Origin of the sequence: Shewanella algicola (genome assembly GCF_014648035.1) — a bacterium.
GTDB lineage: Bacteria > Pseudomonadota > Gammaproteobacteria > Enterobacterales > Shewanellaceae > Shewanella > Shewanella algicola.
In genome coordinates this window covers 81,943-104,497 of record NZ_BMQI01000007.1, presented here as the reverse complement: position 1 = coordinate 104,497, position 22,555 = coordinate 81,943, and the positions used below count along the sequence as shown (strand labels likewise).

Here is a 22,555-nt window from a genome sequence, read left to right as displayed (position 1 = left end):
TGTCTTTTTTAGCAAAAACGGTGTTGCTAAAAAAGAAAAGTGAGTATAGAATCCATACAGATTTAAAAATCTTGTTAATTTTGGTACCTACCTGAAAGTCTGCTCAACTTCCTTCGTAACCCCAAGACAAGCTTCTGTACATTTTTAATGACCCTAACGGCCAATGTTTGTAGCACTTAAAAAACAAACTTTTATGGTCATGTTATTGTCATATAATTATGTTCAACTGACTAAGTTAAGTGAAAACGTAATATTTTAGTTGGCAAGTTAAACCAGATCATTCATTGTGATCACAAGTTAAACTGATGCTAATCAACTATTTATATAACAACACTTGATTAGTGAGTTCAGAATAGGTTAAGTTAAATCTCGACAAGTTAATCTTTTGCACCACTAAAAAATGCCAAGGATATTTTATTGAACAATTTACTCACCCAAGGGTGAATAGCAAAAATAAGGAGTGTGGCATATGTCATACAACATTAATGGACATGAAATTTCAGTTAGTTTTCCAGTTAACTCAATTTCGTCAAACAAAAATTCAATTGCTTTTACTGACAGCCAAGGTAAAAACAAGAAAACCTTTTCAAAGCGTACTGAAGCATTAAACTTCATGAAATGGTTAATTACTGCAAATAAGTAATACTCCTAACGCCTAGCGTTAATCATTTGCTCTGTTATTTAATAAACTCATTTCTCGGTATTCTCCTCTCACTTACCGATGTTTATTAAAACAGAGCAAAATGAACCTCCCCTTATTACACTTCACTAACTCTAACGTTAACTTTTATTCCCAGGTTAGCAGTCAACTGTTTTGCTGATTTACTCAGTATGACCAAATTTTCGCTGATACCTAGGTAGCATTGTTTGATTACCTAAAACCCCACCTTGATGTACATACAAGATGTCGCCGTCCCACTGCGGATGTTGCTGTAAATAATGTTTTAATACTAAAAACCCAACCGGATCGTACAACAATTCAAACTCAATCCCTGAGCGACAAACCGTTTGCCACATATCAAAACAACGCTGAGTTAATTTGCCAAAATGGTATTTTCGTCCGTCAGTCACTATGGTTGGAAAATACGCTGGAGTAATTAATTGCGAAAATTGTTGCCGTAAATAATCATCTCCACCAACCGTACTGCAGGTTAGTACCTCAATATTGAGACCTTTAATATTATTACTGCCCAATTGCTGCATTATCTGTTTATTTAAATACGCTGCTGTTGTACCGGTTCCTGAGGGTAAAAATATTTTTAATGCGTTGATCTTGTGTAATCTTACCCAGTCAATAATCTCTGTCGCTAATATGCCGACACCAGATTCAGCATACTCGCAGCGTCCTCCCTCAGGGATGTGTAACAATGACTTTTCGTTATCGTAATCTGATGCAATAATATGTTGTACTACGTCATCTAAATGCATCTGTTGATATTGATGGCCTTGGTTAAGTTGGCTGACATCAATAATATTAGCGCCATTGGCAATGGCCGCTGCATAATTTCCATTTGGATGCTTGAGAATAAAATCGCTGATATGGCTAACATAGTAATCAAATTGCCAACCTTGTTGCTTTGCCAGCACTGACATCGAATATAACGAATTCGCCTGAGCAGAACCCGAAGCGACAAGTTGAGTAATATGATCATAATCGTGCGACAAAAAATGATAAAACTTACGCGCTTTATTACCGCTAAAGTCAGGATGTAATAAGTCATCTCGTTTGACAAAGATAGTTTTTTGCTCAAATAGCATTGGCTGTACAGGGCTTATAGCAAACATTGGCGATCTCTAAATACTTGATATGAGTATTTTAGCTAATAAATGATAAAACTCACCGATTGATTTAGTTATTTCACTAACGCGCGTTATTACCTCATGCTTGAAAGCACTTTAAAAGCCATATAATCAACTAGTTGCAAGTTTGGCATGAATCTCGCTTAGTTAAACTTAAATAAGTTCAGTACCCGTTTTGTATTTTTAGGTTTCAATAAGGAATAACAATGTCACTTTTACGTTTACTGTTTAATATTGCTTGGTTTGTTTTAGGCGGTTTTGTGATGGGCTTAGCCTGGTGGCTTGCCGGACTCTTATGCTTTATCAGTATTGTCGGTATCCCATTTGGTCGCGCGTGTTTTGTCATTGGTGAAATGGCATTTTGGCCATTTGGACAAGAAAGCGTTAACCGCAAACATTTAACCGGCCATGAAGATCTTGGCACTGGTAGCTTAGGCTTAATCGGTAATGTTATTTGGTTTTTATTCTTTGGCATTTGGTTGGCGATTGGTCATTTAGCCCATGCACTGGCCTGCTTTGTAACGATTATTGGTATCCCTTTTGCGATACAGCACATTAAGTTAGCACTGTTAAGTTTAACGCCAATTGGTCAAACAGTCGTAACCAAACCAGTGTAAACAACCTCTTACCTTAAAGCCGATAGCAGCATGTTGTCGGCTTTTTGCTTCGTGGATGTTAATATATACCCAATAATAAATATAAAGAGTAATGCATGAAATATTGGTTAATGAAGTCAGAACCTGATGACATCAGTATTGATGATTTACATAACAGTCCAAATAATACAATGGCTTGGCAAGGCATACGAAATTATCAAGCACATAATTTTATTCGCGATCAAATCAGCCTTGGTGATCAAGTGTTGTTTTATCATTCAAGCTGCAAAGTGCCAGGTGTTGTAGGTATTGCCACTGTTGTTAGCCAGCCTAAACTTGATGAAAGTGCATTTGAGCCGCAATCTCGTTACTTTGACCCTAAGACAGATCCAGGCAAACCGCGATGGTGGCAAGTGGATATCCAATTTACTGTAAAACTGAATCAACTAGTCACTTTAAAGCAACTCAAAAGTGACCCTGCTTTACAAGACATGATATTGGTTACCAAAGGTGCACGGTTAAGCGTTCAACCTGTCACAGCCGATGAGTTTACTCATATTGTTGCGTTAGGCCATTGATTTAAGTACAAAAAAGGGTAACTGAATTCAGTCACCCTTTTTAAATGAACAGATAAAATGAAACGTTAATTAATCATTCGTCCAATGCCACCTAGCACAGAACCCTCACCTTGATCTTTACCACCTGTTGAAGGTGCATGGGCAATAATACGGTCAGCCATACGTGAAAACGGTAGGCTTTGCAGCCACACAGTGCCATGACCTTGCAGTGTCGCGAGGAATAAGCCCTCACCACCAAACACCATCGATTTAAGTGAGCCAGCACGCTGAATATCATAATCAATGCCTGGGGTAAAACCCACTAAACAACCGGTATCAACCCGTAAGGTTTCACCGCGTAATTCTTTTTTAATTAAGGTGCCGCCTGCATGCACAAATGCCATGCCGTCGCCTTTAAGACTTTGTAAAATAAAGCCTTCACCGCCAAAGAATCCCACACCAAGGCGTTTATTAAACTTCATCGTGACTTGAGTCCCCAGCGCTGCAGCTAAAAAACTGTCTTTCTGGCAAATCAGTTCACCATTATGCTCAGCAAGATCAATAGCTAAAACAGTGCCAGGGAAAGGGGCTGAAAATGCGACTTTACGTTTACGGCCACCCTCGTTGGTAAAGTGAGTCATAAAAATCCCCTCACCGGAAATTGCTCGCTTACCTGCGCCCCACAATTTACCAAAAAAGCCTGATTCAGGTTCAGAACCATCACCCATTTTAGCTTCAAAAGCGATGTCTTCTTCTAGGTATGTCATGGCTCCAGCTTCGGCGACCACAGCTTCATGTGGATCGAGTTCAATTTCAACTAATTGCATACTTGAACCAATAATTTCGTAATCAACTTCGTGACATGTTCTAGTCATTTTTTGCTCCTTAAAAATGAGTGTGGCAGATTAAGCGTTAACAAGGACGATATTATTGCATTAGGTTAACAAGTTGTTACTTTCATTCCTATGGAAACTTTGTGACATAATATGTCTCAAAATATTACAAGCACTTATTTAACCTAAACCTACACCACTTAATCCTGTTTGTTGCTGTTGATATAAGGCAAATTCTTGCAAGATAAGTTCAGTGAATAATTGCCCTGCTCGGCCTAATGGACGTTCTAACGTTGACACCAATTGCGGGGTAAAACTAAAACGATTGCCGCCAACAAAATCAATTGCCGTTAACTCACCATTGGCTAACTCTTCAGTGATTAAAAAATCCGGCATCCATCCAAAGCCCAAGCCTTTTAATAATGCATTTTTTTTCATAATAAAGCCTGACAAATAAAACACTTTATCGCCACCAAATTGCATTTCATCACGCGCACGTTTACCCGGAGATGAATCTTCGATGGTCAGCTCAACATGCTGTTGTAGCTCGGATAAACTAATGCCTTGTCGCTGACTCAGTGGATGTACCCCTGCAGCTACAAGCACACTGGTTATCGTCGGCAAGGGCTTAGGATGATAAGAAGGCCCTGTACGATAATCTTTTACTAGCATCAAATCTGCTTGGTCGCGCTCAAATCGATGTTGCACACCACCTAAAAACTCCATGTTTAATTGAATTTTGGTGGGAATATTATGCTCTGACATCAACTTTAATGCGCTCATGATGGGCTCCATGGGTAACGCACCATCAATCACTAATTCGAGCTTAGGCTCCCAGCCTTGACTGTAGCGGTTGGCTAAATGTTCTATATTAGCCAAATGCTGCAATAGTCGCTGACCTTCAGCCAAAATGACTTTACCCTCAGGCGTTAACTCCGCTCGGTAGTTATCGCGATTAAATAAAGTCACCCCTAAATGTTGCTCTAACTTCTTAACCTGGTAGCTCACCGCAGACTGAGCCTTATGTAATCGCTCCGACGCTTTAGAAAAACTACCTTCTTCAACAAGGACTTGCAGAACATTAAACGCATCAATATCAATCCGCATACCCGCTCCAGTGTCTTGTTATCAATACACTTATGTAAAGCAAACAAGACAATCTAATAAATTGATTAAGACAAGTGATTTATTATTCTTTTTTTTGTGGATCTTTACCACTAAATTGTTAATAAGATCACATATTGGTTTGCCCAGTGCGATTAGGCCATAACAATAATGAACAATCAGCCACGTCATATGCTGTTGATTAGCCAGAGGACAATCAAATGCCATTCTATGTTAAACAAGGTCAAGTGCCGCCAAAGCGTCACATCGCTTTCGAAAAAGAAAATGGTGAACTTTACCGTGAAGAGTTATTCTCCACTCACGGGTTTTCAAATATTTATTCCAATAAATATCATCATAATATGCCCACCAAAGCGCTTGATGTTAAACCGTACGCGTTAAGTCATGGCGAACAATGGCAAGACCCATTAATTCAAAACTATAAACTCGACTCACGCCAGGCCGATTGCCAGGGCAATTTTTTTAGCGCACGTAATAAAATCTTTTTTAATAACGATGTCGCCATGTATACCGCTAAGGTCACTGAGCCAACAAATGAGTTTTACCGCAACGCGTATGCAGATGAGGTGGTCTTTATTCATGAAGGCGAAGGTCAGCTATTAAGCGAATACGGCGTCATTAACACCAAAAAATGGGATTACCTGATCATCCCGCGCGGTACCACTTACCAATTAACCTTTAACGATTATCAAAATGTACGCTTGTTTGTGATTGAATCGTCGTCAATGGTTGAAGTACCAAAACACTTTAGAAATGAATATGGCCAAATGCTCGAGTCGGCGCCTTATTGTGAACGCGATATTCGTACACCCACATTAGCCGATGCCGTGGTTGAAAAAGGCGAATTTGCCTTAGTGTGCAAATTTGGTGAACGTTACCAACAAATGATGTTGCAATGGCATCCATTCGATTTAGTCGGTTGGGACGGTTGTGTGTATCCCTGGGCGTTTAATATTACTGAATACGCCCCTAAAGTTGGCCAGATCCATTTACCGCCATCTGAGCATTTAGTCTTTAGTGCGCACAACTTTGTTATTTGCAATTTTGTGCCGCGCCCTTACGACTTTCATCCTAAGTCTATACCGGCACCTTATTACCACAATAATATCGACAGCGACGAAGTGCTTTATTACGTCGACGGCGACTTTATGAGCCGCACCGGTATTGAAGGCGGCTACATGACGCTGCATCAAAAAGGGGTGCCACACGGTCCTCAACCTGGACGCACAGAAGCATCGATAGGCAAAACAGAAACATACGAATACGCAGTGATGGTCGATACATTCGCCCCACTCAATTTAACCTCTCATGTGCAACATTGCATGAGTGCTGACTACAACCGTTCTTGGTTAGAAAACTAAGATGTAATTTAACTAACCCAAGTCACCAAAGAGTGATGGCGTGTTGACAAAAAATAAAGGAAAACAAAATGGCTAGCGAAATAAATCCACTGGGGCTTTTAGGCATCGAATTTACTGAATTTGCCAGCCCAGATACCGAATATATGCACCAGGTCTTTATTGATTTTGGTTTTTCGATGTTAAAAAAAGCCAAAAACAACGACATCGTTTATTACCAACAAAACGACATTAACTTTTTACTCAATAAAAGCCGTAGCGGTTTTTCGGCTGAGTTTGCAAAATCACACGGCCCAGCTATTTGTTCAATGGGCTGGCGCGTTGAAGACGCAGAGTTTGCTTATAATGAAGCCGTTACTCGCGGCGCAAAACCCGCGACCGAGGCCAGTAAAGACATGCCTTATCCGGCCATTTACGGTATTGGCGACAGCTTAATTTACTTTATTGATACCTTTGGTGAAGATAACAATATTTATCAAACCGATTTTGTCGATTTAGACCAACCCATTGTGACTCCAGAAAAAGGCTTTATGGAAGTCGACCATTTAACCAATAATGTCTACAAAGGCACCATGGAAAAATGGGCCAACTTTTATAAAGATATTTTTGGCTTTACCGAAGTGCGTTATTTTGACATTAGTGGTGCACAAACGGCATTAGTCTCTTATGCCCTACGTTCACCCGATGGCAGTTTTTGTATCCCAATCAATGAAGGGAAAGGCAATAACAACAACCAAATTGATGAATACTTAGGTGAATATAACGGCCCTGGGGTACAACATTTAGCCTTTAGAAGCCGCGATATTGTGGCGTCTTTAGATGCAATGGAAGGCACGTCAATCCAAACGTTAGATATTATTCCTGAATATTACGACACCATTTTTGAAAAGTTACCGCAAGTCACTGAAGATCAAGATCGTATTAAGCATCACCAAATTTTGGTTGATGGCGATGATGATGGTTATCTACTGCAAATTTTCACAAAAAACCTATTTGGCCCTATTTTTATTGAAATCATTCAACGTAAAAATAACTTAGGCTTTGGTGAAGGTAATTTTAAAGCGTTATTTGAATCAATTGAACGCGACCAAATGAAACGAGGCGTGCTGTAACCAATCGGTATAATTTGATACATAAAAACCAGCAAATAGCTGGTTTTTATCATTTTAGGCCATTACACTTGGCCACATTCTGTTATTGATAATTGACGCCAATGCCTGATTACACCGTACTTGCTGTGTTTATTCCAACCTTCTTTTTTGTCTCCATCACCCCAGGTATGTGCATGACGTTAGCCATGACTCTGGGCATGAGCGTTGGCGTACGTAAAACCTTATGGATGATGCTAGGTGAGCTCGTCGGAGTGGCATTAGTAGCCATTGCAGCCGTACTGGGCGTAGCCAGTATTATGCTGAATTACCCACAGGTATTTGATTTACTTAAATGGCTGGGTGGCGGTTATTTAGTGTATATCGGCATTAATATGTGGCGCGCCAAAGGGAAAATGGCGGTTATCGACAGTGCCCAAGTCAACGCCCGCCGAGCAAGCTTAATCAGCCAAGGATTTATTACCGCCATTGCCAACCCTAAAGGGTGGGCGTTTATGATTTCGTTACTTCCGCCGTTTATCAATGTCGACAGTCCTGTTGGCCCACAGCTTGGTGTGTTGCTGGGTATTATTATGATAACCGAAAGTGTGTCGATGTTGGCCTATGCCAGCGGCGGCAAAAGCTTACGTTTGTTTTTAAGCCGCGGCGATAATATTCGTTGGATGAACCGTATCGCCGGCAGCTTAATGATGCTTGTAGGTGTGTGGCTCGCACTGGATTAATACCAAAAACCTACGCGCTTCTTGTTGGATGACCTTACTGACGCTATTGTTTCTGTAAGACCAGACATGTTGCAGCTCTTACTGATTAATCGCCTTGTATGGTAATTGCTCTGTCATCTGCTGCATATAAAGTTTAATGTGCTGCTGTTCTTGCTGACAAAAATTTGCAATGGCATCATTAAATGCAGGGTGGTCAATCACATGGCTTGAATAAGTCGCTACCGGATAAAAACCTCTTGCCACTTTATGTTCACCTTGCGCGCCCGCGTCAAACACATGTAGCTGATTGGCGATCGCATATTCGATGCCTTGATAATAACAGGCTTCAAAATGCAAACCATCGTAATCGCTCAACGCCCCCCAGTAACGACCGTACAAGTGCGTGTTGGAAACAAAGTAAAGCGCTGACGCCACCAACTCATCTTGTGCATTTTGAATCATTAATAACCTGATTGACTCTCCCATCGTTTGCGCAATTAACTTAAAAAATACCGCAGACAAATACCCTTGGTGTCCAGAGCGCTTAAGGTAAGTCTGTTGATAACAGCGGACAAAACCTTGCCATTGCTCGTCGGTGGCGTCATCGCCATTCACAAAGGTAAAACGCAGTTGTGCCTTTTGTATTTGTGCGCGCTCTTTGCTTATATTTTTACGTTTTCTAGAGCTCATGCTTGTCAAAAAATCGTTAAAGTCCAGATAGTGATTATTGCGCCAATGAAACTGGCAACCATGACGCACAATGATGCCAGTATTTGCCCACAGAGTATGTTCGGCTTTATGACTAAATAACCCATGCCAAGAAGACCATTGCCGCTCGCTTAATTGCTGCTTTATTACGTTGATGATTTCTGAAGTGACGTGCTGCTTGTCGATGTCGCTTAATGAAGGCAAAAAACCAATACGTGCACCCGTTGTTGGCGTAAAAGGAATACTGCTCACCAGTTTGGGATAGTAATCTAATTGATTACGTTCATAAGCCTCGGCCCACGCCCAATCAAACACATACTCTCCCCAGGAGTGGGTTTTAATGTACAAAGGCATTAACGCCACAATCGTATCACCTTGAGTGACCACAAGATGATGCGGCTGCCAGCCGGTTTTATGGCTCACACATTGGCTTAACTCTAAAGCGGATAAATATTCATGACGCGTAAAGGGTTGACTAGCATCAAAATATTCATTCCATTGTCTTTTTGTTATTTCACTAATAGTATTAGTAAATCTGAATTGATAAACTAGTGCCTCGTTATTTTCCACCGATACCTACCCGTTAATGCTTAAATAGATTGGTTTAAATTCTCATACCAATTGTCACAATCATGTGGCATGTTCTACAACTTAATCAAATAAATCAACACCAAGGAATGATCGTGAATCGACTCCCTAAATTGAAACCCTTATTACTTAGCGCAGCATTATCTGTCACCTTGTGCTACCCCGTTTTAAATAGTACGCCTTCTTATGCTAATGAAACCTCTATTTTCAGCGAAATGGCAACAGCCCAGCCAATTTATGCCAAACATGGCATGGTCTCAAGCCAAGAGGCTATCGCCAGCCAAATTGGTGTTGATATTTTAAAGCAAGGCGGTAACGCTGTTGATGCCGCTGTTGCAGTTGGTTATGCCCTCGCAGTCACCTTACCACGAGCAGGTAACATTGGTGGCGGCGGTTTTATGTTAGTGCATTTAGCCGAACAAAATAAAACCATCGCCATAGATTACCGTGAAACAGCCCCTAGCAAAGCACATAAAGACATCTTTTTAGATGAACAAGGTAACGCCGTTGATAAACTGAGCCGTGAACATGGTTTAGCCGTGGGTGTACCTGGTACCGTGATGGGGATGGAACTTGCAAGACAAAAATACGGCACTATGAGCTTAAAACAAGTCATCGCGCCAGCGATAAAGTTAGCTAAAGATGGCATTGTCGTCACTTCAGATTTATCAAATTCATTAAGTGGCTTAAAATCGCGTATTTCACAATGGCCAAGTTCAGCTGAAATTTTTTACCATGCTGATGGCAGTGACTATCAAGTCGATGAAATTTTAAAGCAGCCAGAGCTTGCGCATTCGTTATCACTGATTGCCCAAAAAGGCACTGACGGTTTTTACCAAGGTGAAACGGCAAAGAAAATCGTCGCGGCAGTAAAGGAAGCTGGCGGGGTAATGAGTTTACAAGATTTAGCCAATTACAAAGTAGTAGAACGTGAGCCTGTTCGCGGTAATTATCGTGGTTACGAAATCGTTTCTATGCCACCACCGTCGTCAGGTGGGATCCACATTGTTGAAATGCTCAATGTACTCGAGAAATTTCCTATCAATCAATTAGGCCACAATACCGCCAATACACTGCACCTAATGGCTGAAACCATGAAGTACGCCTATGCCGATCGCAGCGAGTTTTTGGGTGATCCTGATTTTGTCAGCATTCCGGTAGCGCAATTAACTAGTCGTGAATACGCCGACACCATTGCCAATAAAATCGCAATCAATAAAACAACCCCTAGCAGTGAAATTAAACCGGGTAAACTTTCCGGCCATGAGAGCGATCAAACCACTCACTACTCTGTTGTTGACCAATGGGGTAACGCTGTTGCTAATACTTATACTTTAAACTTTAGCTATGGTTCTGGATTAGTAGCAAAAGGGACCGGTATTTTGCTAAACAATGAAATGGATGACTTTTCGGTAAAACCGGGAACCCCAAATGGTTATGGCTTAATTGGTGGTGACGCTAATGCAGTGCAAGGCAATAAACGCCCTTTAAGTTCAATGAGCCCAACCATTGTGATGAAAGATGGTAAACCCTTTATCGTCACAGGCAGCCCAGGCGGCTCGCGCATTATCAACATCACCTTGCAAATCATCATGAATGTGATTGACCATAAGTTGAATATTGCTGAAGCTACAACAGCGGCACGTATTCATCATCAGTGGCAGCCAGACTTTATTTGGGCTGAGCATACGTTAAACCGCGATACCATTTCACTGCTTGAAGCAAAAGGCCATCAAATTAAAACCCAGCAATCGATTGGTAGCACTCAATCCATTATGGTGACTGAGCAAGGTATTTTTGGGGCGTCAGATCCAAGACGTGCAGGCTCTGCAGCAATAGGGCATTAATGATGCAATTAATGTTATAAAAATCTACAAAACGTCCAAATAAAACCGAGCAACCAAAGTTGCTCGGTTTTTTTGTTACAAACTAATCAACATCTTTACATCTATATTCATCATCTTCACGTCTAAATAAGTAGAATGTTGTCGGTAAACCCAAATGAACACGACTCACATTTTATTGCTCATTATTGAGGATAGAAAACCTAATCAAGAGGACACCTTATGAAGGGAGCAACCCTTAAGCCTATTGTCGCTAGCATTGCGTTAATTTTTGCACTAAATGCATGCTCTGTTTCATCAACACAACAAGCGTCTGTAGAAGCGCCATTAACAGCTGAGCAAATAAAACAACAACATGCTGATAATCCGTTTTTTAAGCCTTATGGCACATTTTTCGAAATGCCAGACTTTGCCAAAATTACTACGGACGACTATATGCCAGCCTTTGAGGCCGGTATTTCAGAATTACAGCAAGAAATTGCGGTGATTGCTAATAATCCTCAAGCACCCACATTTGCCAACACCATCGAGGCAATGGAATTCTCAGGCGATTTGCTAACCAGAGTCACTTCGGTATTTTTTAATCTAACCGGTGCCAACACCAACGAAGCTCTACAAGACATCTCAAAGCAAATTTCACCTAAGTTGTCAGCCTCTAGAGATGATATCTACCTAAACGATAAGTTATTTCAACGTGTCAAAACAGTTTATAACCAGCGCGAAAATTTATCACTCAATATTGAAGAAGCGAAACTCCTAAACGATACCTACCGTGCTTTTACTCGCGGCGGGGCTAATTTATCAGTTGATGATAAAAATAAATTACGCGATTTAAATGAGCAAATTGGTAAATTAAACCTCGCTTTCGCAGATAACCTACTTGCTGAAACCAATGCATTTCAACTGGTAATAGATAACCCAGAAGAATTATCTGGCTTACCTCAAGATGTCATTGATACCGCTGCGCGCAGAGCCACACGCCTAGGTCATCCAGGAAAATGGGTATTTACGACACATCGTCCATCAATTACGCCGTTTTTAACTTACGCAGATAACCGTGAATTACGCGAAAAGATATACAAAGCATATATATCGAGAGGTAATAACGATAACGAGCAAGATAACAAAGTCATTTTAGCTAAGGTTGCGGCATTACGCGCTGAAGTAGCACAACTTATGGGCTACCAAAGTCATGCCCACTTTGTACTCGAAGAGCGCACTGCGCAAACTCCAGAAAACGTATACAAGTTACTTGATAAAGTGTGGCCTGCGGCTATCAAAAAAGCCAACAATGAAGTCAGCGACATGCAGGCATTAGTTGATGCACAAGGTGCTGACATTACCATCCAACCTTGGGATTGGTGGTATTATTCTGACAAAATCCGCGTAGCAAAATACAGCTTTAATGAACAGCAAACCAAGCCCTACTTTTCGCTTAATAACACCCTAAAAGGTGTCTTCTATACTGCTAATCGTTTATATGGCATTACAGTAAAAGAGCGCAATGATTTGCCGACATACCACCCAGACGTTCGCACTTGGGAAGTTTACGATAAAGACGGCAGCCTGATGGCAGTGTTTATGGGCGATTACTTTGTGCGTCCAAGTAAACGCGGCGGCGCATGGATGAACTCGTATCGTCAACAATACAATATGAACGGTGTTGATTCTAAGCCGATTGTGGTTAATGTACTTAACTTCCCTCGCCCAGCAGGCGATGAGCCAGCGCTATTAACCTTTGATGAAGCAAGCACCCTATTCCATGAGTTTGGCCACGCATTACACGGTATGTTGTCTGATGTGAAATATCGCTCTCAATCAGGAACAGCAGTACCACGTGATTATGTTGAGTTCCCATCACAAGTGATGGAAAACTGGATGACCCAACCTGAAGTGCTGGCTCAATTTGCCACGCACTATCAAACAGGTGAAGTTATCCCGCAATCATTGATTGAAAAGATCCAGGCTGCTAGCCAATTTAACCAAGGATTTTCGACGGTTGAATACATGGCAGCAACTTACCTCGATTTAGACTGGCACTCATTAGAAGATAATACGCTTCGGGATGCCGCAAAATTTGAGCAAGCCTCATTAAACAAGATGGCATTGATTAATGAAATCGCCCCACGATATCGCAGCACTTATTTCTCACACATATTTGCCGGCGGATATTCTGCGGGATACTACAGCTATCTCTGGTCAGATATTTTAGGGGCAGATGCGTTCGAGGCCTTTAAAGAAAATGGCATATTCGATCCTGAAACAGCACAAAAGTTTAGAGATAATATTTTATCAAAAGGTGGCAGTGCAGATCCTATGGAGCTTTACAAAGAGTTCCGAGGTAAAGAAGCTGGTATTGAACCTTTATTACGCAGCAGAGGCTTTTTAAAATAAACGTTAATTAGCTTAAGCTTTATTATATTCGCAATGACCGAAAGGTCATTGCGAATATAACAACACACGATATGAATATATATTCAAATACATTTATTAACCACTTCCCTTCTCAATTATTAATCTCATTCATGGTTAAATATGAATATTTAACATGATCTTTAACGTATTTATCTCACACTCACATCCTGATACGTTACAACACATCAAACCCTCCAATAACGAAGAATAATTGAGCAAACGCACCTTTTTTTTAAATTAAATTGGCGCTCCATTACAATTTATTCACTTATCATGTTTATACTTGCTCAGTGTTTTCACTTTGTCATCAATATTGATAACAAATGTTAACACTACGTATGAGGCAAAAACAAAAAAGTACGCCTCGGGGTCAAAAAAACAGAGAGACAAATATGTTAAATAAAAAACTACTAGCCGTTGTTATTGCTGGCGCCATGGGCATGACAGCTTGTGACTCTGACAACGATAACAAAAGTGTTGTTAGCGCAGATATTAATTTACGCGTCATGGAAACTACTGATCTTCATACTAATATGATGGATTATAACTATTATTCAGGTAGTGAAGATAAAACCATTGGCCTTGTGCGCACAGCCAGCCTAATCAATGCTGCTCGTGCTGAAGTCACAAACTCAGTATTAGTCGATAACGGTGATTTATTACAAGGTAGTCCGATGGGTGACTATATTGCAAATAAATTCAAAACTGAAAACGATTTACTTACCGATACTCATCCAGTTTACAAAGCAATGAACACGCTTGACTATGAAGTGGGTAATATTGGTAACCACGAATTTAATTACGGTTTATCATTTTTAGAGCAATCATTAGACGGTGCTAACTTCCCTTATATTAATGCTAACGTAATTTGTGCTGACAAAGACGGCTGTTGGGATGATGTGTTATTTAATGAAAACATGTTCACCCCATATATCATTAAAGATAAAGTCGTCACTGACGTTGATGGTAACGAACACACTATTAAAATCGGTTATATCGGTTTCGTACCACCTCAAATCCTTCAATGGGATAAAGCTAATTTAGAAGGAAAGGTCGAAGTATTAGGCATTGTTCAAGCAGCGAATAAATTTGTACCGCAAATGAAAGCAGAAGGCGCTGATATTATCTTAGCCATTCCGCATTCTGGTATTGGTTCAAGTGAAAATCCTGGAGATCCATGGGCAGAAAACGCGACTTACGCGTTAACCAATGTTGATGGCATTGATGCAATCTTCTTCGGTCACAGCCACTCGGTATTCCCATCTGCAACTTACAGTGACTTACCAAACACTGACGTAGACAAAGGCCTATTAAACGGCGTGCCAGCTGTTATGCCTGGTCGTTGGGGTGATAACCTTGGTGTCGTTGATTTAGTATTACGCCAAGTTGAAGACAAATGGACCGTCATTCATGAAGAATCAACTGCAATTGCACGTCCAATTTACGACAACACCAATAAAGTGGCTTTAGTTGATGGTGAAGACAGTTTACGTGATGCAATTGAAGTAGAACATAACGGTACAATTGAATATGTAAGCCAACCCATTGGTGTTGCAGCTGCTGACATGTATAGCTTTTTAACATTAGTACAAGATGATCCTACGGTTCAAATTGTATCAAATGCACAAATCGCCCGCGTTGAAGCCTTAATCACCGATGATTTAAAAGACTTACCGATTCTGTCTGCTTCTGCGCCATTTAAAGCCGGTGGTCGTTATGCTGAAGGTGATGCAAGTCAATATGTGCAAGTGCCTGCTGGTGACTTATCGTACAAAAACGCTGCTGATTTATACCTTTACCCAAATACTATGGTTGCAGTAAAAGCGACCGGTGCAGAGTTAAAAGATTGGCTAGAATGTTCAGCCAACCAATTTAACCAAATTGACCCAACTGTCAGTACTCCACAAAACTTAATTAACCGTGCTGGTCACCCAACGTATAACTTTGATGTTATCGATGGCTTAACGTATAAAATTGACGTGACTCAACCAAGCAAGTTTGACCGAAGCTGTGAAGTGGTTAATGCTGATGCTAATCGTATTGTTGATTTAGCTTACACTGATGATGAAGGTAATGTGATCACTGGTGACGAATTAGCTGCAATGTCATTTGTTGTGGCTTCAAATAACTACCGCGCGTTTGGTGGCTCATTTGCTGGTACCGGTTCTGATCACGTAGTGCTTGAACTACCAGATACCAACCGTGATGCGTTATCTGCTTATATCACTGATCAATCACAACCTAATGCGACTGGCGGATATGATGCAATGGTTGACCCATCTGCTGATTACAACTGGGACTTTAAAACTATCGACAATGCAACCGTTGCATTAGACATTCGTTTTGAAACGCAAGATAGCGAACTAGCTGATAAGTTTGTTGAAGAAAATCAACAACGTAAAATGGTGAAGTTACCCACAACTGATGACGTAGTATCAGGTTTTGCTATTTATAGCATTGACCTTACTACCCCGGTTACGCCGCAATAATACATTGAAAATGGCATAAAAAAGGCGCTTTTAGCGCCTTTTTTCATTGTTTTGTTCACTCATTTATTTCAAACAGATGACCCATTTTTTGAATATGACCTAACGGAACATGATGACGATTACGCTCAGCGCATAATTGTTGATGCTCAGCATCTTTAGGTTGGCCCACTAACACGACACGCACCTGATACCCTAGCGCTTTTGCCGCGGCTTCATAAGCCATAAACTCCCATAAAGCCACATTGGTATTATCACAAATCACCACAGGTTCTTGGCGTGTTAATGCTTCAATAAAGGCGGTTAAATTAGCTTGATGATACTGGGCTAACTTTTGTGGATTAAAGTGATACTCACCATCGACATAAAAATAATTATCAGTTGAAAAGTAACCGTACTGGCGAATATGCATAGACTGTTCAATGCCTAATGAACCAATATAATGTTCAACCCAATATGACTTACCGCTCCCTGGTAAACCACGCATAATAATTGCAACCTTAGCATGAGTCCCTTTTGAGCTTAAGATTTCACTCTCCTGAGTCACTGCCAATCACCTCACCTGCAAGAATTTTGTCCACTAACTTTGGCACAATCTCCCCCGCTTTACCGGTTAAGTGATATTGAAATTGGCTGTGCCTGTCTGCTGCCAATAAATTAACTTCAACTGTTTGTGCACCGTGATGATTTGCTGAATCGACAAAGCCGGCTGCGGGATACACGGTTCCCGATGTGCCAATGGCAATAAATAAATCACAATGATCTAATGCATCATGAATTCTATCCATACCAAAAGGCATTTCGCCAAACCATACAATGTGTGGTCGTAAACGTTTACCCGGGATGCAACAAGTGCAGCAATTATCTACGCCAAAAGGTTCACGTAATGCAAACGTTTGTAATGACTGTGGGCAACGGCCTTTAGATAATTCGCCATGCATATGCAATAACCGACGAGACCCGGCCCGCTCATGTAAGTCGTCAACATTTTGGGTAATGACGAGTAATTCGCCATCAAACTCATCCTCCAGCTTGGCTAATGCTTCATGGGCCTTATTAGGTAACACTTCACCGCTATGGAGTTGCTGCCAACGTGAATTATAAAAACGCTCAACCAACTCGACATCACGAGCATACCCCTCTGGAGTAGCAACATCTTCTATATGATGTTCCTCCCATAAGCCATGTTGATCACGAAATGTTTTAATACCTGACTCAGCTGAAATCCCCGCGCCGGTCAGTACCACAATTTGCCGGTACATGTTACGTCCTTTATTGTTGTTATCATTTACATATTACTTTAATTTAACATTAACACTTTCTGGGGCATTATCATTAAACTCTACTACGAATTAGCAAAGTTTTTTCTTCTACAAATCACATAGTCTCATCATAACCTTACATTTAATAGGTGCAATAATCCCTTAGTATTAGTAAGCTTACTGATGATATTAAAGCGATATCACGCAAATACTATCAACTTAAGTACGTGTTTTACTAAATATTCTTCATATAGGTTGATTAAGCGCGTTAAGAGGTTTATGTTTTTATATTCAAGACATATAATGATTAGATTATCCACCGATGAACCGATGGGTTCTGCAATCAAGAGATTAGCAATGACAGATGGAAATCAAGCGCTAAAAAAAGCCGGATTAAAAATAACCCTGCCGCGAGTTAAAATCCTAGAACTGATGCAAGAGCCTGAGAATCAGCATATCAGTGCCGAAGACTTGTATAAAAAGTTACTCGAAGTCGGCGAAGAAATTGGCTTAGCAACGGTATATCGCGTATTAAACCAATTTGACGATGCAGGGATCCTCAATCGTCATCATTTTGAAAGTGGCAAAGCCGTATTTGAAATGTCGACACAACAACACCATGACCATTTGGTGTGTTTAACCTGTGATAAAGTGATTGAGTTTTCTGATGAAGTGATTGAACGTCGTCAAGACGAAATCGCTATGCGTCATAATATAAAATTGACTCACCACAGTTTGTATCTTTATGGTCACTGCACCAACGACACTTGCGATCACGCTGACGAATAGTCAGTGTGTTATGCAAAAAACCAGCAATGTTGCTGGTTTTTTATTGTCTATCATTTCTGCTATACCAACCACATCAACCATAAGCTATAACTCAATACAGATAATAAAGTCGATAACACCACAGTGCTCCCTAAGGTTGATTGATATTGCTTAATTTCGGTGGCGATAAGGTAAGCATTTACGCCTAACGGTGATGCACTTAACAAAACTAACATGATGGTATTTTGTTTAGAAAACTCAAACACCCAATTTGCCATCACATAAACCAAAGCTGGCAATAACAGTATTTTTAAGCAACTTGCTAGCAAAGCAAAGCGCCAATTATCGCCTACCCGATAAAAACTAAGGTTAGCCCCCAACACAAATAAAGCACAGGCTAGCGCAGGCTTGGCTAATAATGCTAGGCCTTCATCAAGTTGCTCGCCTAATTCAATATTTAAACCATTAGCGATAATCCCAAGACTGATACTTAATACCACCGGATTTAACACCATTGAGCTGGTAAAATTACGCCATGAAAAACCATGTTGCTGCGAACGTGCGGCCAATATAAAGGTTAACGCAAATAAAAACGCACTGTGAAAAGTAATGATCATGAATATCGAACCAATCATTGCTTTACCTAATGCAGCCGTAATCACAGGTAAGCCTACAATCACAGTGTTGGAATAACTGCACCCCAACGCAAAAACGGCACAGGCGTCGCTTCGCTGTTGCGTTTTCGCGCCAAAATATCGATTAATTTGATATCCAACAGCAAACACAAATAACACGGGTAAATAAAAAGCGAGTAACGATGATGGGTCGATACTTTGGGAAAATGGCGCCGCCAACATATTGGTAAATAAAAATGCAGGGATACTGACATAAAAGGTAAATTTGCTCAGCCCAGCAATATGCTCTTTATTAAAAAATCCAGCACGAGTAAGCCCATAGCCAAGTGCAACTATAAACATAATCGGAAGAATAATATTCACAATGGCCATCAATTAAATCCATCTAAACAGGCAATAAAAAAGGCGCCGAAGCGCCTTTTATTAAGCTAGGTAATAAAATTACCAGCCAGTTTTAGTACGCAATGCTTTACCAATGTCAGCTAAAGAGCGAACAGTGGTTACGCCTGCAGCTTCTAAAGCCGCAAACTTATCTTCAGCAGTACCTTTACCACCAGCGATAATTGCGCCAGCATGGCCCATACGCTTACCTTCTGGTGCAGTTACACCAGCAATGTAAGATACAACAGGCTTAGTTACGTTTGCTTTGATATAAGCAGCCGCTTCTTCTTCAGCGTTACCACCGATTTCACCGATCATAACAATCGCTTCAGTCTGTGGATCGTTTTGGAACATTTCCAATACGTCGATGAAGTTAGTACCAGGAATTGGGTCGCCACCGATACCTACACAAGTAGATTGGCCGAAACCTTCATCAGTTGTTTGCTTAACCGCTTCGTACGTTAAAGTACCAGAGCGTGAAACAATACCCACTTTACCAGGCTTGTGAATGTGACCAGGCATAATACCAATCTTACATTCACCAGGAGTGATAACACCTGGGCAGTTAGGACCGATCATGCGAGTGCCAGTTTCTTCTAGCTTCACTTTCACTTGTAGCATATCAAGTGTCGGGATGCCTTCAGTAATACAAACGATGAGCTCAAGGCCTGCATCGATTGCTTCAAGGATTGCATCTTTACAAAATGGTGCAGGTACGTAGATAACAGTGGCTGTTGCGCCTGTTGCCGCTACCGCATCTTTAACCGTGTTAAACACTGGAAGACCTAGGTGAGTTTGACCACCTTTCCCAGGAGAAACACCACCTACCATTTGCGTGCCATAAGCAATCGCCTGCTCAGAGTGGAAAGTACCCTGACCACCAGTGAAACCTTGACAGATTACCTTGGTATCTTTGTTAATTAAAACAGACATTATTTGCCCTCCGCAGCTTTAACTACTTGCTCAGCCGCGTCAGTTAGACTGGTTGCCGCGATGATATCAAGACCAGATTTCGCCAATACTTCACGACCTAAATCAGCGTTAGTACCTTCAAGACGTACAACGACCGGCACTTTAACGCCAACTTCTTTCACTGCACCGATAATACCTTCAGCAATCATATCGCAACGTACGATACCACCGAAGATGTTAACCAATACTGCTTTAACATTGCTGTCAGAAAGAATGATCTTAAATGCTTCAGCAACACGTTCTTTCGTTGCTCCACCGCCAACATCTAAGAAGTTAGCTGGCTTGCCGCCGTGTAGGTTTACGATGTCCATTGTGCCCATTGCTAGGCCAGCACCGTTAACCATACAACCTACGTTGCCATCTAAAGCAACATAGTTTAATTCAAATTTAGCCGCGTGAGCTTCACGAGCGTCATCTTGAGATGGATCGTGCATCGCTTTGATTTTTGGTTGACGGAACAATGCGTTACCATCAATACCAATCTTGCCATCTAAACAGTGAAGATTACCTTCAGTGGTGATAACAAGAGGGTTGATTTCTAATAATGCGAAATCGTGATCGTTAAACATGTTCGCAAGACCCATGAAGATCTTAGTGAACTGCTTCATTTGAGTTGGGTTTAAACCTAACTTGAAGCCAAGATCGCGAGCTTGGTAAGCTTGTGGACCTGTTAACGGATCGATGATTGCAGTGTGAATAAGTTCTGGCGTTTCTTCAGCCACTTTTTCAATTTCAACACCACCTTCAGTTGATGCCATGAACACAACGCGACGTGTGCTACGGTCAACGACTGCACCTAGGTACAATTCATTAGCGATGTCAGTACAGCTTTCAACTAGGATTTTAGCTACTGGCTGACCATTAGCGTCAGTCTGGTAAGTGACTAAGTTTTTACCTAACCAGTTTTCAGCGAATGCTCTGATTTCGTCTTTACTGCCAGTCACTTTAACGCCACCCGCTTTACCGCGGCCGCCTGCGTGTACTTGACACTTAACAACCCACAAATCTCCGCCAATGTGGCCAGCTGCTTCTACTGCTTCTTGAGCAGTATCACATGCAAAACCTTCAGAGACTGGTAAACCATATTCGGCAAATAAAGATTTTGCCTGATACTCATGCAAATTCATGATGATCTATCCATATACTTCTAATCAAATCCAACTGGCTCAACCTGAGCCAGCGACGAGGGTTTATCTACTAACTTATAGATCAAGTAGCAGACGAGTTGGATCTTCTAAGAAGTCTTTAATTGCGACTAAGAAGCCAACTGACTCACGGCCATCAACAATACGATGGTCATAAGAGAGTGCTAGGTACATCATAGGCAGGATTTCAACCTGACCATTGACTGCCATTGGGCGATCTTTAATGGCATGCATGCCTAAGATTGCGCTTTGTGGCAGGTTCAAAATTGGGGTAGACATTAGCGAGCCAAAAACACCACCGTTAGTGACAGTGAAGTTACCGCCAGTCATATCTGCAACAGATAATTTACCGTCACGGCCTTTAATGGCTAACTCACGTACCGCTTTTTCGATTTCAGCTAATGTCATGGTATCGGTATCGCGTAATACTGGTGTCACGAGGCCACGCGGTGTTGATACTGCGATGCTGATATCGAAATAGTTGTGATAAACAATGTCATCACCATCGATTGATGCGTTAACTTCAGGGAAACGCTTAAGTGCTTCAGTTACCGCTTTAATGTAGAAAGACATAAAGCCTAAACGGATACCGTGACGCTTTTCAAAGATATCTTGATATTGCTTACGGATATCCATAATTGGCTTCATGTTTACTTCGTTAAACGTGGTTAACATCGCCGTAGAGTTTTTCGCTTCTAATAAGCGAGTGGCAATGGTTTTGCGTAAGCGAGTCATTGGAACGCGTTTTTCGCTGCGACCTTCTAATGGCGCAACCGGTGCTGCAGCAGGTGTGGCTTTCGCAGCAGGTGCAGACTTAACAAATGCTTCAACGTCTTCTTTAGTAATGCGTCCACCAACACCAGTTCCTTTAATATTGGCAGCATCAAGATTATGCTCCGCAATTAAACGACGTACCGATGGGCTTAATGCATCGCTTGACTCATCACTTGCCGCTTCGCTGGCTGCAGCAGGAGCTTGCGCTTCTGCTTTAGTCACTTCTTGACCAGACACAACACCCGCAACAAAGTTAGCAATAACTTGTTCGCCTAAAACCGTGTCGCCTTCTTGGAATAACAATTCAGAGATAGAACCGTCTTCTGGCGCAACCACTTCTAAAACAACTTTATCAGTCTCGATATCAACTAAGTTTTGATCGCGAGTGACCGCTTCACCAGGTTTAACATGCCAAGTAGCAATCGTTGCATCAGCAACTGATTCTGGTAATACGGGTACCTTAATTTCGATACTCATTGAAAGCTTCCCTTTATATAA

At 41.3% G+C, this 22,555-nt stretch carries 20 protein-coding genes; 10 read left to right on the top strand and 10 right to left on the bottom strand.

All coding sequences use genetic code 11. The annotated features are described in order from the left end of the window. The first annotated feature begins 469 nt into the window (after positions 1-469). Positions 470-643: a hypothetical protein gene (locus IEY42_RS04875; protein ID WP_188924209.1), complete on the top strand. Its 174-nt coding sequence runs from the start codon at positions 470-472 to the stop codon at positions 641-643. A gap of 179 nt (positions 644-822) precedes the next feature. Here the strand turns inward: IEY42_RS04875 and IEY42_RS04870 are convergent, their stop codons facing one another. Continuing rightward, positions 823-1,785 (bottom strand): 1-aminocyclopropane-1-carboxylate deaminase/D-cysteine desulfhydrase, encoded by a 963-nt coding sequence (locus IEY42_RS04870; protein WP_188924208.1) that lies wholly within the window; start codon positions 1,783-1,785, stop codon positions 823-825. A 221-nt stretch (positions 1,786-2,006) separates the two neighbouring features. On the opposite strand from IEY42_RS04870, the gene IEY42_RS04865 reads away from it, so the two are divergent. Both IEY42_RS04865 and IEY42_RS04860 read left to right on the top strand, forming a co-directional pair. Then, the gene (locus IEY42_RS04865; RefSeq protein WP_188916531.1) at positions 2,007-2,417 is read left to right on the top strand and encodes a YccF domain-containing protein; all 411 of its coding nucleotides are present in this window, start codon (positions 2,007-2,009) and stop codon (positions 2,415-2,417) included. 95 nt (positions 2,418-2,512) lie between these two features. Further along, entirely contained in the window at positions 2,513-2,974 is a 462-nt protein-coding gene (locus IEY42_RS04860; protein ID WP_188924207.1) for an EVE domain-containing protein, read from the top strand. Between the two features lie 65 nt (positions 2,975-3,039). Here the strand turns inward: IEY42_RS04860 and IEY42_RS04855 are convergent, their stop codons facing one another. After that, the gene (locus IEY42_RS04855; RefSeq protein ID WP_188916533.1) at positions 3,040-3,828 is read right to left on the bottom strand and encodes a TIGR00266 family protein; all 789 of its coding nucleotides are present in this window, start codon (positions 3,826-3,828) and stop codon (positions 3,040-3,042) included. A gap of 138 nt (positions 3,829-3,966) precedes the next feature. Then, positions 3,967-4,893 carry a LysR family transcriptional regulator gene (locus tag IEY42_RS04850; RefSeq protein WP_188924206.1) on the bottom strand — a complete coding sequence of 309 codons (927 nt, stop codon included), beginning with the start codon at positions 4,891-4,893 and terminating at the stop codon, positions 3,967-3,969. Between the two features lie 218 nt (positions 4,894-5,111). On the opposite strand from IEY42_RS04850, the gene IEY42_RS04845 reads away from it, so the two are divergent. The 3 genes from IEY42_RS04845 to IEY42_RS04835 all read left to right on the top strand — a co-directional run bounded on the left by IEY42_RS04845 (position 5,112) and on the right by IEY42_RS04835 (position 8,100). Next, complete coding sequence (locus IEY42_RS04845) at positions 5,112-6,272, top strand: homogentisate 1,2-dioxygenase (RefSeq protein WP_188924205.1); 1,161 nt, start codon at positions 5,112-5,114, stop codon at positions 6,270-6,272. A 68-nt stretch (positions 6,273-6,340) separates the two neighbouring features. Then, positions 6,341-7,381 (top strand): 4-hydroxyphenylpyruvate dioxygenase, encoded by a 1,041-nt coding sequence (gene hppD, locus IEY42_RS04840; RefSeq protein ID WP_188924204.1) that lies wholly within the window; start codon positions 6,341-6,343, stop codon positions 7,379-7,381. A gap of 101 nt (positions 7,382-7,482) precedes the next feature. Continuing rightward, positions 7,483-8,100, top strand: coding sequence for a LysE family translocator (locus IEY42_RS04835; RefSeq protein ID WP_188924203.1), 618 nt, complete (start codon positions 7,483-7,485; stop codon positions 8,098-8,100). Between the two features lie 78 nt (positions 8,101-8,178). Here IEY42_RS04835 and IEY42_RS04830 read toward each other — a convergent pair whose 3' ends face one another. After that, positions 8,179-9,357, bottom strand: a complete 1,179-nt coding sequence (locus IEY42_RS04830; protein WP_188924202.1) for a GNAT family N-acetyltransferase — start codon at positions 9,355-9,357, stop codon at positions 8,179-8,181. A 113-nt stretch (positions 9,358-9,470) separates the two neighbouring features. On the opposite strand from IEY42_RS04830, the gene ggt reads away from it, so the two are divergent. From ggt to IEY42_RS04815, 3 genes are all read left to right on the top strand, one after another. Continuing rightward, positions 9,471-11,222: a gamma-glutamyltransferase gene (ggt, locus tag IEY42_RS04825; protein WP_229779919.1), complete on the top strand. Its 1,752-nt coding sequence runs from the start codon at positions 9,471-9,473 to the stop codon at positions 11,220-11,222. Positions 11,223-11,441: 219 nt separating this feature from the next. Beyond that, on the top strand, positions 11,442-13,613 hold the full coding sequence (locus IEY42_RS04820) for a M3 family metallopeptidase (RefSeq protein ID WP_188924201.1): 2,172 nt from the start codon (positions 11,442-11,444) through the stop codon (positions 13,611-13,613). A 413-nt stretch (positions 13,614-14,026) separates the two neighbouring features. Beyond that, on the top strand, positions 14,027-16,123 hold the full coding sequence (locus IEY42_RS04815; RefSeq protein WP_188924200.1) for a bifunctional 2',3'-cyclic-nucleotide 2'-phosphodiesterase/3'-nucleotidase: 2,097 nt from the start codon (positions 14,027-14,029) through the stop codon (positions 16,121-16,123). 55 nt (positions 16,124-16,178) lie between these two features. Here IEY42_RS04815 and IEY42_RS04810 read toward each other — a convergent pair whose 3' ends face one another. After that, positions 16,179-16,607: an AAA family ATPase gene (locus IEY42_RS04810; protein WP_188924223.1), complete on the bottom strand. Its 429-nt coding sequence runs from the start codon at positions 16,605-16,607 to the stop codon at positions 16,179-16,181. 43 nt (positions 16,608-16,650) lie between these two features. After that, positions 16,651-17,382: a Sir2 family NAD+-dependent deacetylase gene (cobB, locus tag IEY42_RS04805; RefSeq protein ID WP_188924199.1), complete on the bottom strand. Its 732-nt coding sequence runs from the start codon at positions 17,380-17,382 to the stop codon at positions 16,651-16,653. A gap of 357 nt (positions 17,383-17,739) precedes the next feature. Between cobB and fur the strand changes: the two genes are divergently transcribed. Beyond that, positions 17,740-18,171, top strand: a complete 432-nt coding sequence (fur, locus tag IEY42_RS04800; protein ID WP_188916637.1) for a ferric iron uptake transcriptional regulator — start codon at positions 17,740-17,742, stop codon at positions 18,169-18,171. Positions 18,172-18,230: 59 nt separating this feature from the next. On the opposite strand, the gene IEY42_RS04795 is transcribed toward fur, so the two are convergent. From IEY42_RS04795 to odhB, 4 genes are all read right to left on the bottom strand, one after another. After that, a complete protein-coding gene (locus IEY42_RS04795) occupies positions 18,231-19,157 on the bottom strand; it encodes an AEC family transporter (protein WP_188924198.1) in 927 nt (308 codons plus the stop codon). Between the two features lie 69 nt (positions 19,158-19,226). Next, entirely contained in the window at positions 19,227-20,099 is an 873-nt protein-coding gene (sucD, locus tag IEY42_RS04790) for a succinate--CoA ligase subunit alpha (RefSeq protein ID WP_188916543.1), read from the bottom strand. Then, positions 20,099-21,265, bottom strand: coding sequence for an ADP-forming succinate--CoA ligase subunit beta (gene sucC, locus IEY42_RS04785; RefSeq protein WP_188924197.1), 1,167 nt, complete (start codon positions 21,263-21,265; stop codon positions 20,099-20,101). The genes sucD and sucC overlap by 1 nt, the downstream gene beginning before the upstream one ends. A gap of 75 nt (positions 21,266-21,340) precedes the next feature. Beyond that, positions 21,341-22,534 (bottom strand): 2-oxoglutarate dehydrogenase complex dihydrolipoyllysine-residue succinyltransferase, encoded by a 1,194-nt coding sequence (gene odhB, locus IEY42_RS04780; RefSeq protein ID WP_188924196.1) that lies wholly within the window; start codon positions 22,532-22,534, stop codon positions 21,341-21,343. Between the last annotated feature and the right edge of the window lie 21 nt (positions 22,535-22,555).